Consider the following 14,239-nt stretch of genomic DNA (forward strand, 5'->3'; position numbering starts at 1 on the left):
GGGAGACCGAGGAGGATCGGAAGCGGCCTCCGGCGCTTCGCCTCAGGACAGACTGATACCGCAGGATGATCACCCACCGGGCAGCGTCGCGCCTGGGAGCCTCACGAGGGTGCGTCGCGCAGCAGTTCCCCCACCACCCCCGGATCGGCCAGCGTCGACGTATCGCCCAGGTTCCCCACGTCCCCCTCGGCGATCTTCCGCAAGATCCGCCGCATGATCTTGCCCGACCGGGTCTTGGGCAACCCCGGCGCCCAGTGGATCACGTCGGGCGCCGCGATCGGCCCGATCTCCTTCCTCACATGGACGACCAGCGCCTTCTTGAGGTCGTCGGTCGGCTCCACCCCCGCGTTCAGCGTTACATAGGCGTAGATGCCCTGACCCTTGATGTCGTGGGGGAAGCCGACCACCGCCGCCTCGGCCACGTCGTCGTGCAGGACCAGGGCGCTCTCGACCTCGGCCGTGCCCATGCGGTGGCCCGAGACGTTGATCACGTCGTCGACCCGGCCGGTGATCCAGTAGTAGCCGTCCTCGTCCCGACGGCAGCCGTCGCCGGTGAAATACTTGCCCGGATAGGCGCTGAAATAGGTGTCGAAGAAGCGCTGGTGGTCGCCCCAGACGGTGCGCATCTGGCCGGGCCAGCTGTCGGTGATGCACAGGTTGCCCGAGGCGGGGCCCTCCAGCACCCGGCCCTCGGCATCGACCAGCTCCAGCTCGACCCCCGGCAGGGGTTTGGTCGCCGAGCCCGGCTTGAGATCGGTGGCGCCGGGCAGGGGCGAGACCAGAATTCCGCCGGTCTCGGTCTGCCACCAGGTGTCGACGATCGGGCAGCGGCCGTCGCCGACGACCTCGTGATACCAGCGCCAGGCCTCGGGATTGATCGGCTCGCCGACGCTGCCGAGCAGGCGCAGCGATTTGCGGCTGGTCGCCTTCACCGGTCCGTCGCCCTCGCGCATGAGGGCCCGCAGCGCCGTGGGGGCGGTGTAGAAGATCTCGACCTGGTGCTTGTCGATCACCTGCCAGAAGCGGCTGTAGTCGGGATAGTTGGGCACGCCCTCGAACATCAGGGTCGTGGCGCCATTGGCCAGCGGGCCGTAGACGCAATAGCTGTGGCCGGTGACCCAGCCGACGTCGGCGGTGCACCAGAAGACCTCGCCGGGGCGGTAGTCGAACACCAGCTCATGCGTCCACGCCGCCCAGAACAGATAGCCGCCGGTGGTGTGCAGCACCCCCTTGGGCTTTCCGGTCGAACCCGAGGTGTAGAGGATGAACAGCGGGTCCTCGGCGTTCATCGGCTCGCACGGGCAGTCGTCGGAGACGCCGCGCCCGGCCTCGCCATAGCGGACGTCGCGGCCGGCGACGATCGGGATGGCGGCGTTGGTGTGCGAGACGATCAGGACGTGCTGGACCTCGCTTCCCGGCGGAAGCTTCTCCAGGGCCGCGTCGACATTGGCCTTCAGCGGCACCCGCTTGCCGCCGCGCAGGCCCTCGTCGGCGGTGATGACGACCTTCGAGCCGCAGTCCTCGATCCGGCCGGCCAGGCTGTCGGGCGAGAAGCCGCCGAAGACGACCGAGTGCACCGCGCCGATGCGGGCGCAGGCCAGCATGGCGACCGCCGCGGCCGGGATCATCGGCATGTAGAGGGTCACCCGGTCGCCCTTCGCCACGCCGAGGCCCTTCAGCACATTGGCCATGCGGCAGACTTCGGCGTGCAGTTCGCGGTACGTCAGACCGCCGGACCGGGTCGGTTCGTCGCCCTCCCAGATGATGGCCGTCTGGTCGCCGCGCTCGGCCAGGTGCCGGTCGAGGCAGTTCCAGGCGACGTTGAGGACCCCGTCCCCGAACCAGCGGATGCGGAAATCGGCCTTGTTGAAGGACACGTCCTTGATCACGGTCGGCGGGGTGATCCAGTCGAGCCGACGCGCGCACTCGCCCCAGTAGGCGTCCGGCTCCTCGCGGGCGGCGATCCGGGCCGCCGCATGGGCCGGGGCATCCATATGGGCGCGCTCGGCCCAGCCGGTGGGGACGGGATAGAGGTGGGAATCAGTCATGCTTCCTCACTCGGGAACATGGGCATGATGCACTCTCGGCAGCCTGGCGAGTAGCTAGTTTCGTCCGATCGAGACGTAGCGGAAGCCGCGGGCGCGCATGTCCTCGGGCCGGTAGACGTTYCTCAGGTCGACCATGACGGGTTCGCGCAGCAGCAGCTTGACCCGGTCCAGGTCGAGGGCGCGGAACTGGTCCCATTCGGTCAGGATGACGACCGCATGGNCTCAGGTCGACCATGACGGGTTCGCGCAGCAGCAGCTTGACCCGGTCCAGGTCGAGGGCGCGGAACTGGTCCCATTCGGTCAGGATGACGACCGCATGGGCCCCTTCCACGGCGTCGTAGGGCCCGTCCTTGAACACCACCCCGTCCAGCAGTCTGGCGGCCTCGTCCATGCCCTCGGGATCGAAGGCCTGAACCGTCGCGCCCATGGCGATCAGGGCGGGGGCGACGTCCAGCGACGGCGCGTCGCGCATGTCGTCGGTGTTCGGCTTGAAGGTCAGGCCCAGCAGGGCCACCGTCTTGCCCTTCAGGTCGCCGCCCATCGCCGCCGCCACCTTTCCGGCCATGGCCTTCTTGCGCGCGTCGTTGATCTGGACCGTCGTCTCGATCAGCCGGACCGGGGCGCCGGCGTCGGTGGCCGTCCGCACCAGGGCCAGGGTGTCCTTGGGGAAGCACGATCCGCCATAGCCGGGCCCGGCGTGAAGGAATTTCGCGCCGATCCGCTTGTCCAGTCCGATGCCGCGCGCCACCTGCTGCACGTCCGCCCCGACCGCCTCGCACAGGTCCGCCATTTCGTTGATGAAGGTGATCTTCATCGCCAGGAAGGCGTTGGCCGCGTATTTGATCACGCGCAGGAACTCCGGGTTGGACACGACCGCGAAGTCGGCGTCCGGCCGACGCGCGCGGATGATGCGTTCGATCTCGTCGCCCGTGCCCACCGGCACGGTGGACTTGGTCACCACCACGGTGAAGCCCTCGATCAGGCCGGCGATCTCCTCGGCCGCGGCGTATACATAGGAAAGGTCGGCGTGGCCGTCTCCGCGTCGCGACGGCGTSCCCACGGCGATGAAGACCGCGTCCGCCGCCCGGATCGCGTCGGCGCCGTCCAGGGCGAACGACAGTCGCCCGCTGCGCACATTGGCCGCGACCAGATCGTCCAGGCCGGGCTCGAAGATCGGGATCTCGCCGCGCTTCAGCCGCTCGATCTTGGAGCGGTCCTTGTCCACACACACGACYTCGTGGCCGAAGTCCGCGAAACACGCCCCTGAAACCAGCCCCACATAGCCGGTACCGATCATCGCCACGCGCATGGAAGTCTCCGTTTAACAGGGCCCCGGGATAACGAGCAGGCGCCGCCTTGGCCACGGCCATTTTGGCAAGCGCTCGATCGCAGGCCGGTCTGCTCCCTCGCGCGGTGTTTTACGGGACTGCGACCCTGGACGTCCGAGACGGGGATCCGCCGACCTTGCCATGAAACGGAGCGATCGCGTCTCCATCAGCCTCCGATCTTCAGTGTGCCCAGCCGGGTCGGAGGGCTGTGACCGAGGCAGGACGACGCTCGTCGCTGAGGCCGTCCCTACAATCTCCCGGAGACCGGACCCTCGGCAGGTCGCCGTGAAGAGGACTTTGCCAACCGTGCCGGAAGTTCCCTTACTCGGCGCCAGAGAGTGGGGCCGGCGGGTTCGGTCAGGAGCGAGGAAACAGCAGTTGCTTGGCCAGTTCGGGCTCGATCACATGGCTGGTGGATTTGACGACTATCACGTTCGGCCAGCCGAATCCGAGCATGTCCTGTCGGAAAGCTGAGGCTGCGGGGTCAGCAAAGCAGCAATCGTCTTGGTCATTGTAGACAAGCACAACCGAGCGGGTTGAACGGCCAGCGGCGTCAATCTCGCCCATCATGTAGAGGGTCCAGTAATCGAAGCGGTCGAAGAACGGCCCGTCCTGCTCGAAATCTCCGATATCGAGGCCGAACAACCGGTATTCCCTTGGCAGGCTTCCTGCCCATGAAATCGAGCGGTCGATCTCCGGCGTCATCGCCGCAAGCATTGTCGTCGCCCAACCTCCCCCGGAAATCCCGATGATCGACACGTCTTCATAGCCCCTTACCGCTTCGCGGAGAATGGCGTAGTGGCCCGAGAGAAACAGGCTTAGCGGCGTCGCTTGTGGGTGCAATTCGTCCGCAAACAGCCGGTAAGTCTCATGGTTGGCCGCTTCGGATGCCGACAGATGAACCGTCTGCCCCAATCGCGCGGACGGGAAACTGACCGGGCCCGCATTCAGACCGATTCCCACGAGTGAAAAACCCAGGACGTCGCAACCGCGAGCATGTGCGGCACGCGCGATCTCGCGGTAGTAGTCAAAATCGTTCGGACTGCCGGTGTGGCCCTGCACGTACACGACAAGACAGCGTCCACCGCCGGGGGAGAGCAATCCTCTGACCCGAAACCCGTAGTAGCTCGCCAGAAAGCCTTCTTCCGTCCGCTGGACCTGGACGTTCTTCAGGACGATTTCGTCGATCATCGCCTGGCGCAGGGCGGGCCCGTTGTCGCGTGCGCGATTCATGGCTGCCTGCACTTTCGCCCGGTTTACGGGATACGTCTGACGGGGGTTTCGCCTCTGTTCCCGAGCTTCGGCCTGCGCCCGAGCGCTGAGCAAGCCGGCCGCCACGTATCCGCCGGCCGCAGCGCCGAATGAAAGACAGGCGGCGACAAGCACAAGAAGGCCAAAGTGCCGGCGGATAAATCTGACGGCGCCCATGAATGTCGACTCTCTCGCTGGCGGCCACGGCCGGGACTATTGGGTGCTGGGACGGGGTGGCTGTCAACGAGCGAGATGTACGGCCGTCGGCGTCATGAGCGACGGGCCTTCACGCATGCAGATCGACGTCCTTCCGGTCGCGGACGAACAGGAAGCCGACCACGACGGTGACCAGCGCCACGACCACCGGGTACCACAGGCCGTAGTAGATGTTGCCCGTGGCCGCGACCATGGCGAAGGCCGTGGTCGGCAGGAAGCCGCCGAACCAGCCGTTGCCGATATGATAGGGCAGGGACATGGAGGTGTAGCGGATGCTGGTCGGGAACATCTCCACCAGGGCCGCCGCGATCGGCCCGTAGACCATGGTCACATAGAGGACGAGCAGGAACAGGATGCCGACGACCATCGGCCTGTTCACCAGGCCGCTGTCGGCCTTGGCCGGATAGCCGGCGACGGTCAGGGCGGCGCCGAGGCCGGCTTCCCATTCCGTCTTGCGGACGGCGAAGTCCGGGCGAGGCAGGGCGGCGCCGTCGAAGCTGGGAACCCTGACTTCGCCGATGCGGACCTCGGCCGTCGAGCCCGCGGGCGCGGCGACGTTGACATAGGTGACGCCGGCCTTGGCCAGATACGACTTGGCCAGGTCGCAGGAGCTGTCGAACACGGTCTTGCCGACCGGATCGAACTGCAGGGCGCAATCGGCGGGGTCGGCGTATACGCTGACGGGCGCCGTGGCCGTGGCCGCGGCCAGCTGCGGATTGGCCGCCTGGGTCAGGGCGTGGAACAGCGGGAAATAGGTCAGGGCCGCCAGCAGGCAGCCGGTCAGGATGATCGGCTTGCGGCCGACCTTGTCCGACAGCCAGCCCCAGAAGACGAAGAAGGGCGTGGCCAGCAGCAGGGCGATCGCCACGAGAATATTGGCCAGCGGGCCGTCGAGCTTCAGCGTCTTCTCGAGGAAGAACAGGGCGTAGAACTGGCCCGTGTACCAGACCACGGCCTGACCCGCCGTCAGGCCGACCAGCGCCAGCAGCACCAGCTTCAGGTTCGGCCAGCGGGCGAAGCTGTCCTTCAGCGGAGTGCGCGATCCGCGCCCCTCGGCCTTCATGCGGGCGAAGGCCGGGCTCTCGGCCAGCTTCAGCCGGATCCACAGCGACACGCCCAGAAGCAGGATCGAGACGAGGAAGGGGATGCGCCAGCCCCACGCCTTGAAGGTCTCCTCGCCGAGGGCGGTGCGCACGCCGAGGATGACCAGCAGGCTCAGCAGCAACCCTGCGGTGGCGGTGATCTGGATGAAGGAGGTGTAGAAGCCGCGCTTCCCGGGCGGCGCGTGCTCGGCGACATAGGTGGCCGCCCCGCCGTACTCGCCGCCCAGGGCAAGGCCCTGCACCAGCCGCATGGCGATCAGGATGGCCGGAGCCGCGACGCCGATGGCCGCATAGGACGGCAGAAGGCCGACGACGAAGGTCGACAGTCCCATCAGCAGCATGGTGACCAGAAAGGTGTTCTTGCGCCCCCACAGGTCGCCCAGCCGACCGAAGAAGACGGCCCCGAACGGCCGCACCGCGAACCCCGCCGCGAAGGCCATCAGGGCGAAGATATAGCCGGTGGTCTCGTTGACCCCCGAGAAGAACTGGCTGGTGATGATCGCCGCCAGCGACCCGTACAGATAGAAGTCGTACCATTCGATCACCGTCCCGACCGACGAGGCGAGAATAACCAGGCGGTCGTTGCGGTCGACGGTGTGTTCGGCGTCGTCGGTCATGCGGCCTCCCCAGGGTGCGGGGAGCCTGAACGGCGAAACCGGCGGAGTCGAGCCAGATATCCGTGCGTCCCCGCCAAGCCGAGGACCCGGGTTTGAACGACAGCGAAACTGTTGAACGAACCGGCGCTCAATCCAGCACCGGCCGAGGGACAAAGCCCCGGTCCCCGCCTTGGCGGGAATGCACGGACTAGGTTGTCGCCTCGCTCCAGCCCCCCGCCAGCGCCTTGAACAGGGCGATCTGGTAGGTGGTGACCAGGGCTTCCGAGGCCGCCAGCTGGGCGTCGGCAGAGGCCAGGGTTCGCTCGGCGTCCAGCACGGTCAGGAAGCTGTCGGCGCCGGCGTCGAAGCGCAGGCGCGACAGGCGGGCGGCGGTGGCGGCCTGACCCCTCGCCGCCTGCAGGGCCGCACGGCGGTCCAGCTCGTTGGCGTAGTTGGCCAGCGCCGTCTCGGTTTCCTGCAGGGCCACCAGCACGGTCTGGTCGAAGGTCGCCAGGGCGGCGTCGGAGCCGGCGCTGGCCTGCTCGATCCGCGCCCGGGCGGCGAAGACATTGGGGAAGGACCAACTGATCAGCGGCCCCACGCCGAACCGGAAACCGGAGTCTCTGGACAGATCGCCCGCGTCGAGCGCCGTCGATCCGACCGATCCGCCGAGACTGATCCGGGGATAGAGGTCGGCGGTCGCTACGTTCACGCGCGCCGCGGCGGCCGCGAGAGCGCGCTCGGCCCGGCGCACGTCGGGCCGGCGCGCCAGCAGTCGGGCGCCGTCGCCGACCGGAATGGGCCGGGTCAGCTGCGGCGGACGGGCGCAGGCGCGGGCCGCTTCCGAAGCCTCGGCGGGCGTGCGTCCGGTCAGGGTCGCCAGCCGGAACAGGGCGCCGTCGCGCTGGGCGCGCAGCGGCGGCAGGGTGGCGCGGGTGCTTTCCAGGGCGGCGCGGGCGCGGGCGGTGTCGAGCCCGTTGCCGGCGCCGCCGGCCAGCAGGCGCTGGGTCAGGTCGGCGGTGTTCGACTGCAGCTCGATGGTCCGTTCGGCGACGGCGATCTGTGCGTTGGCGGAACAGGCGTCGGCATAGGCCCGGGCGGTCTCGGCGGCGACCGAAACCCGCGCCACGTCGAGCGCGGCGGCCGCGGCATCGGCGTCGGCCCGCGCCGCCCGGATCGCGCTGCCGACACGGCCGAACAGGTCGATCTCGTAGGAGACGTCCAGGCCGACGTCGTATTGCTCGCCCTCATCCAGCGGCTGGCCCCCGTTGCCGCCGGGGACCGTGGCGGCCGAGGCGCGGCCGTACTGGCCGCTGGCCCCGACGGTGGTGGACGGCAGCCGTCCGACCCGCGCCTCGCCCAAGGCCGCGCGGACGCGGCGCAGATTGGCCGCCGCGGCCTCCAGCTCGTTGTTCTCGCTCAGGGCCTGACGGATCAGGCTGTCCAGGGTCGGGTCGTCATAAAGCCGCCACCAGTCGTCGCGCACCGCCTCGGCGGTCACGGCGGTCACGGCGGTCACGGCGGGCGTAGCGGCGCCGACGAAGGCGCCCGACGCGGAGGGGGGAAGGGTCGCGTCGGGCACCCCCGGCCCGACCGCGCACGACGCCAGCGCAAGACTGGCGAAGGCGGTTGCGGTCAGGAACCGAAGGGGAAGTCGGGTCGTCATCAGGCGTCTCCCGGCCGGAGCGTCGCCGGCGCCGGATCGGCGTCGTGCGGCGGCAGGCCATGGGTGGTGGGCGCATTTCGCGGCTTTTCGGGCCGCTGCGGGATCTTCGAGGCGGCCCAGCGGCTGACCACATAGAAGACCGGGGTGAAGACCAGGCCGAACAGGGTCACGCCGAGCATGCCGGAGAAGACGGCGGTGCCGAGCGACTGACGCATCTCGGCCCCCGGACCCGTCGCCAGCATCAGCGGCACGACGCCGAAGATGAAGGCGAACGAGGTCATCAGGATGGGACGCAGACGAATCCGCGCCGCCTTGATGGCCGCGTCCCAGCGGCTCAGCCCCTCGTCCTCCTCGGCCTGTTTGGCGAACTCCACGATCAGGATGGCGTTCTTGGCCGCGAGCGCGATCAGCACCACCAGCCCGATCTGGACCAGGATGTTGTTGTCCAGCCCCCGCAGGCCGATGCCAACCATGGCCGCCAGAACGCACATCGGCACGATCAGCACCACGGCCATGGGCAGGGTGAAGGCCTCGTACTGGGCCGCCAGCACCAGGAAGACGAAGACCACGGCCATCAGGAAGACCAGGGTGGTCCCGCCCGAGGACGACTTCTCCTGCAGCGCCAGGCCGGTCCATTCGTACGAGAAGCCGGCCGGCAGGGCCTGGGCGGCCAGGCCTTCCATGGCGTCCAGCGCCTGGCCGGACGACACGCCCGGCGCGGCCTGTCCCTGAAGCTCGGAGGCCGGGAACAGGTTGTAGCGCACCACCCGCGCCGGGCCGGAGTCGTCCCTCAGCGTCGCCACCGAGCCGATCGGCGCCATCGCCCCCGAGGCGGTTCGAACCTTCAGATTGGCGATGTCGGCGACGTCGTCGCGCGAGGTCGGCTCCGCCTGCGCCGTCACCCGGAAGGTGCGGCCGAGGAAGTTGAAGTCGTTGATGTAGGACGAGCCCAGATAGATGCCGAGCGTCTCGAACACATCGGCCGGCTGGATTCCCATCATCAGGGTCTTGTCGCGGTCGATGTCGGCCGAGATGCGGGGCGAGCCGGTGTTGTAGGTCGAGAACACCTGCTGCACCTGCGTCGGCGCCTGGGCCGCCGCGCCCATCATGGCGAAGGTCGCGCCCTCCAGTCCGCGATAGCCGGCGCCGCCGCGGTCCTGGACCATCATCTGGAAGCCGTTGCCGTTGCCCAGACCCTGGACCGCGGGCGGGGCGATGACGAAGATGTTGGCGTCCTCGATGCCGAAGGTGGCGCCGGTGATGGCGCCGGCCAGGGCGACCGCCGACTGCTCGGCGTTGCGGTGGTCGAACTCGTCCAGCCGCACGAAGATGGTCGCGGCGTTGGAGCCGAACGAGAAGCTGGCGCCGTCGAGGCCGGCGAAGGCCACCGTGCCGTCCACGCCCTCGGTCTTTTCGATGATGTTCCGGGCCTGGCTCATCACCGCCTCGGTGCGTTCCAGCGACGAGCCGGGGGGCAGCTGGATGACGCCGATTAGATAGCCCTGGTCCTGGTCGGGGATGAAGCCCGTGGGCGTGTCCACGACGCGCCAGGCGGTCAGGGCCAGCAGGCCGACATAGACGGCCAGCACCACGCCCACCGTCCGCACCAGCCGCGCGGTCAGGCGGCCGTATTTGTCGGACAGCCAGTCGAAGCCCTCGTTGAAGCGCCGTCCGGCCCAGCCGCCATAGTAGGTGGCGGTCCCGAGAAGGCCCGGCTTGCGCGCGGGTTCGCCGTGCATGTCGTGCGGCTTCAGCAGCACCGCCGCCATGGCCGGGGACAGCGTCAGGGACACCAGCAGCGAGATGACCGAGGCCGAGGCGATGGTCACGGCGAACTGCTGGTAGAAGATGCCGGGGATGCCGGGCACGAAGGCGGTGGGCACGAACACCGCGACCAGCACCAGGCCGATGGCGATCAGGGCCCCGGACACTTCCTTCATCGACCGGTAGGCGGCCTCCTTGGGCGTCAAACCCATGCGGATGTATCGCTCGACGTTCTCGACCACGACGATGGCGTCGTCGACGACGATGCCGATGGCCAGCACCAGGCCGAACAGCGACAGCGAGTTGATCGAATAGCCCAGCGCCAGAAGCACGGCGAAGGTGCCCACCAGCGACACGGGAATGGCCACGATCGGGATGATCGCCGCCCGCCACGTCTGCAGGAAGACGATCACCACCAGCACCACCAGCAGCATGGCCTCGAACACCGTGTGCTGCACCGCCTCGACGGATTCGGCGACGAATTCGGTCGGATTGTAGGGGACGGAGATCGCCATGCCCTGGGGGAGTTCGGCGCGCACGGCCTCGATCTCGGCCTGGACCAGCTCGGCGGTTTCCAGCGCATTGGCGCCGGGCTGCTGCTGGATCGCCAGGGCGACGCCCGGCTGGCCGTCGAAATAGCCGCGGATGCCGTAGTCCTGCGACCCCAGCTCGACCCGGGCCACGTCGCGCACGCGCGTGGTGCGGCCCTCGGCGTCCGTCTTGATGACGATGTCGCCGAACTCGTCCGGATCGCTCAGGCGCGACTGCACCTGCACCGGCAGCTGGAAGGCCGCGGCGTTGGTCGGGAAGGGCGGCTGGCCGATGGCTCCGGCGGCGGCCGAGCTGTTCTGGCCGCGCAGGGCGCCGACGATTTCCTGGGCCGTCAGATTGCGCGCGGCGGCCTTGCCCGGGTCGATCCAGACCCGCATCGAATAGTTGCCGCCGCCGAACACCTGCACCGCGCCGACGCCGTCGAGACGCAGCATCCGGTCGCGGATGACCGAGTTGGCGTAGTTGCCGATATAGTCGTTGGCCAGGCTGCGGTCGGGCGATGTCAGGCCGATGATCAGCAGGAAGTCCTGCTGCTGCTTGTTCACCGTCACGCCGATCTGGCGCACGGGCTCGGGCAGGCGCGGCTCGGCCAGGGAGACGCGGTTCTGGACCAGCACCTGGGCCGCGTCCAGGTCGGTGCCCGGCTCGAAGGTGACGGTGATCGTCGCCACCCCGTCCGAGGTCGAGGACGACGAGATGTAGAGCATGCGCTCGACGCCGTTGATCTCCTGCTCGATCGGCGCGGCCACGGTTTCGGCCATGGTCTCGGCCGAGGCGCCCGGATAGACGGCGGTGACCGCGATCGTCGGCGGCGCGATCTCCGGATACTGCGACAGCGGCAGCAGCGGATAGGCGAACACGCCCAGAAGGGTGATGAACACCGAGATCACGGCCGCGAAGATCGGCCGGTCGATGAAGAAGCGGGAAATGTTCATGACCGGATCAGTCGACCGACGACAGGCTGTTGGCGAAGGTGGCGCTTGAGGCGGGCGCCGCCTGCGTCACCGGGGCCTGCGAGGCCTGCGCCGCGGCGGGCCGGATCTGGCCCAGTCTGGCCTGGACCTTCATGCCGGGCTGCTGGATGCGCTGGACCCCGTTGATGATGACGCGGTCGGTGGGCTGCAGGCCCGAGCGGATAACCCTCAGACCATCGACCAGCGGCCCCGGCTGCACCGGACGCGGCGCCACCGAGCCGTCGCGGGCGACGACATAGACGATGCGCCGGGCCTGATCGGTGGCGATGGCGGCGTCGGGCACCAGCATGGCGTTGTAGGTGCCCGCTCCCGCCAGCCGGGCCTGGCCGAACATGCCGGGCTTCAGGAAGCCGTCGGCGTTGGGGATCAGGGACCGCAGCCGGATCACGCCCGAAGACGTGTCCACCGCATTGTCGGTGAAATCGAGCGTGCCCGCGCGGGTGAAGTCGGTCTCGTCCTGCAGCCGCACCTGGATCGGGGCGGCGCCGCGGCGGGCCTGACGCTGGTATTTCAGCAGCACGGCCTCGGAGCCGTCGAAGACGAAATGGATCGGCGCGCTGGACACCACCGTGGTCAGGACGTCGGCGGCCGACGACCCGCCCGCGACGAGGTTGCCCGCATCGACGCGACGATCGGACACCCGGCCCGAGATCGGGGCGGTGACGCGGGTGAATTCAAGGTCCAGCTGGCGGGCGCGGACATTGGCGTTGGCCGCGGCGATGGCCGCCCGGGCGGTCTGCAGGGCGCCGCGCCGGGTGTCGACCTCGGCCTGGGACACGGCCTGCGACTCCAGCAGGGTTTCGGACCGCGCCAGCTCGCTCGTGGCCAGCGCCAGCTGCGCCTGGGCCTGCGACAGTTGCGCGCGGGCCGAGGCCAGGGCCGCCTGGGCCGGGCGCGGGTCGAGGCTGAACAGCAGCTGGCCGCGCCGCACATAGTCGCCGTCGCGGAAATGGACGCCCGAGACATAGCCGCCGACACGGGCGCGCACCTCGACCGACTGGGTCGCCTCGAACCGGCCGGTGAATTCATCCCAGTCCTGCACGGCGCGCACCAGCGGCGTGGCGACGGTCACGCTCGGCGCCGGCGGCGCCTGGGCTTCGCTTCGCTGGGAGCAGCCATGGAGCACGGTCGTCATCAGGACGGCCGCGGCCACGATCTTCGCGGTTCGCATGAGAGGTAGATCCCTGTCTCTGTCGACGCGGCGAACGGGGAGGAAGCCGGTAGTCAACGCCCGGTGACTTAATGGTGATCGTGGTTTCGCTTGTCAACGCCGGATGACAAAGCCATATGGATTTTGGGGCTTTGCGGAGATCACGAATTGTTTTGCCATGTCGCGCCCCGGCCCCGGAACGCCGAGGCGACACGCGCCGCCATCCTGACCGCTGCTCGCGAACGCTTCGCGCGTGAAAGCTATGACGACGTCGGCATGCGCGACATCGCCGGGGACGTCGGCGTCGACGCCGCCCTGGTGTCCCGCTATTTCGGCTCCAAGGAAGACCTGTTCGTCGCTGTGCTCGACAGCTGCGAGAACGGCGCCGAACTGATGGAAGGCGATCGCGCCGGCTTCGGCCGCCGCATCGCGCATGAGGCGATCTACGAGGGCAAGAGCGAAAGCAAGCTGAAGGGCCTGCTGGTCCTGCTGCGCTCGGTCGGTTCGACCAAGGCCATGGAGCTGGTCCAGCGCACCGGCAACGAGCGCTTCTTCAACCCCTTCGCCGAATGGGTCGGCGGTCCGGACGGCGCCGTCCGCGCCCGGCTGGCCGCAGCCTTCATCATGGGCATGGCGGTCAGCCGCGAGATCACCGGCGGCTTCGGCCTGACGCCGGAACAGTGCGCCCAGATGCGCGACCGCATGGCCGCGATCCTGCAGGACATCGTCGACGGCTGACGGTTCAGTCGCGGGGCCGGAATTTCCGGATCACGCCCGAGAAGGTCATCAGCACCCGCGCGCCCGAGGTGATCTGCCCGCGCACGAAGATCAGGCTCTTGCCGGCGCGCACCACCTCGCCCGTCGCCTCGACCAGTTCGCCGACATAGGCGCCGTCGATGAAGGTAGAATCCAGCGACACGGTGACGCCCGAGGCGCCCTCCATCTCCTGGTAGGCCATCTGGAACAGGGCGATGTCGGCGAAGGTCATCAGGCAGCCGCCGTGCATCCGGTCGCCGGCGTTCATGTGCTTGGGCTCGGCCCTGAAGGCGCAGCGCATGCCGCCGTCGGGGTCCGGCCGGAAGTAGAAGGGGCCCACCACCTGATCGAAGGTGCCGTGCAGGTCGTACATCTGCCAGCCGGCGAACTCGCCCTCCGTCACCGTGACCTTCTGAACCATCGTTCGCGCTCCGCCTTACTATCGCTCTCGCAATGCAGCATATAGGCGCGATGAGCGACCCCATCGAAACCGCCATCTTCGAAAAACTGGCGAAGGCCGACCCCAAGGGCGTCGGCGGCAAGAGCATTGAACCGGCCGATGTGGCCAAGGACCTGCAGCCCGAACAGTGGCAGCGGATGCTGCCCAAGGTGCGGCATTGCGCCCTCGGCCTGATGCGTCAGGGCAGGCTGACCATCACCAAGAAGGGCAAGGCCATCGATCCGAACGCCTTCAAGGGCGTGATCCGCCTGCGCCTGCCGACCGAGGCCGAGACCGCCGCGGCCCTCGCGGCGTTGCCGCCCGTCGTCGAGGACGATGACGACTTCGGCTGATCATTCCGTTCTCCCTCCCCTTCATGGGGAGGGATGTCGGCGC

General features: G+C 68.6%; 10 protein-coding genes and 1 pseudogene. 2 read left to right on the plus strand and 9 right to left on the minus strand.

Annotated features, from left to right (window positions below; genetic code table 11):
* Positions 1-101: 101 nt before the first annotated feature.
* From acs to ASD59_RS02565, 8 genes and pseudogenes are all read right to left on the minus strand, one after another.
* Positions 102-2,048, minus strand: a complete 1,947-nt coding sequence (acs, locus tag ASD59_RS02535; RefSeq protein ID WP_055827826.1) for an acetate--CoA ligase — start codon at positions 2,046-2,048, stop codon at positions 102-104.
* 54 nt (positions 2,049-2,102) lie between these two features.
* Positions 2,103-2,255 carry a hypothetical protein gene (locus ASD59_RS14500; protein ID WP_369816549.1) on the minus strand — a complete coding sequence of 51 codons (153 nt, stop codon included), beginning with the start codon at positions 2,253-2,255 and terminating at the stop codon, positions 2,103-2,105.
* A gap of 14 nt (positions 2,256-2,269) precedes the next feature.
* A pseudogene (locus tag ASD59_RS02540) lies at positions 2,270-3,357 on the minus strand (UDP-glucose dehydrogenase family protein); the annotation flags it as partial.
* 376 nt (positions 3,358-3,733) lie between these two features.
* Positions 3,734-4,804, minus strand: a complete 1,071-nt coding sequence (locus ASD59_RS02545) for a hypothetical protein (RefSeq protein ID WP_156376901.1) — start codon at positions 4,802-4,804, stop codon at positions 3,734-3,736.
* A 109-nt stretch (positions 4,805-4,913) separates the two neighbouring features.
* Positions 4,914-6,563 (minus strand): MFS transporter, encoded by a 1,650-nt coding sequence (locus ASD59_RS02550; protein WP_055827834.1) that lies wholly within the window; start codon positions 6,561-6,563, stop codon positions 4,914-4,916.
* A 187-nt stretch (positions 6,564-6,750) separates the two neighbouring features.
* Positions 6,751-8,208, minus strand: coding sequence for an efflux transporter outer membrane subunit (locus ASD59_RS02555; protein WP_055827837.1), 1,458 nt, complete (start codon positions 8,206-8,208; stop codon positions 6,751-6,753).
* Entirely contained in the window at positions 8,208-11,459 is a 3,252-nt protein-coding gene (locus ASD59_RS02560; RefSeq protein ID WP_055827840.1) for an efflux RND transporter permease subunit, read from the minus strand. Before ASD59_RS02560 ends, ASD59_RS02555 begins: the two co-directional genes overlap by 1 nt.
* A 7-nt stretch (positions 11,460-11,466) precedes the next feature.
* Entirely contained in the window at positions 11,467-12,669 is a 1,203-nt protein-coding gene (locus ASD59_RS02565; protein WP_055827843.1) for an efflux RND transporter periplasmic adaptor subunit, read from the minus strand.
* A 147-nt stretch (positions 12,670-12,816) separates the two neighbouring features.
* Here ASD59_RS02565 and ASD59_RS02570 point away from each other — a divergent pair, with 147 nt between their 5' ends.
* Positions 12,817-13,386, plus strand: a complete 570-nt coding sequence (locus ASD59_RS02570; RefSeq protein WP_055827846.1) for a TetR/AcrR family transcriptional regulator — start codon at positions 12,817-12,819, stop codon at positions 13,384-13,386.
* 4 nt (positions 13,387-13,390) lie between these two features.
* Here ASD59_RS02570 and ASD59_RS02575 read toward each other — a convergent pair whose 3' ends face one another.
* Positions 13,391-13,825: a PaaI family thioesterase gene (locus ASD59_RS02575; protein ID WP_055827849.1), complete on the minus strand. Its 435-nt coding sequence runs from the start codon at positions 13,823-13,825 to the stop codon at positions 13,391-13,393.
* Positions 13,826-13,875: 50 nt separating this feature from the next.
* Here ASD59_RS02575 and ASD59_RS02580 point away from each other — a divergent pair, with 50 nt between their 5' ends.
* Positions 13,876-14,196: a DUF3253 domain-containing protein gene (locus ASD59_RS02580; RefSeq protein WP_055827852.1), complete on the plus strand. Its 321-nt coding sequence runs from the start codon at positions 13,876-13,878 to the stop codon at positions 14,194-14,196.
* Positions 14,197-14,239 lie beyond the last annotated feature (43 nt).

The organism is Brevundimonas sp. Root608 (assembly GCF_001427825.1).
Lineage (GTDB): Bacteria > Pseudomonadota > Alphaproteobacteria > Caulobacterales > Caulobacteraceae > Brevundimonas.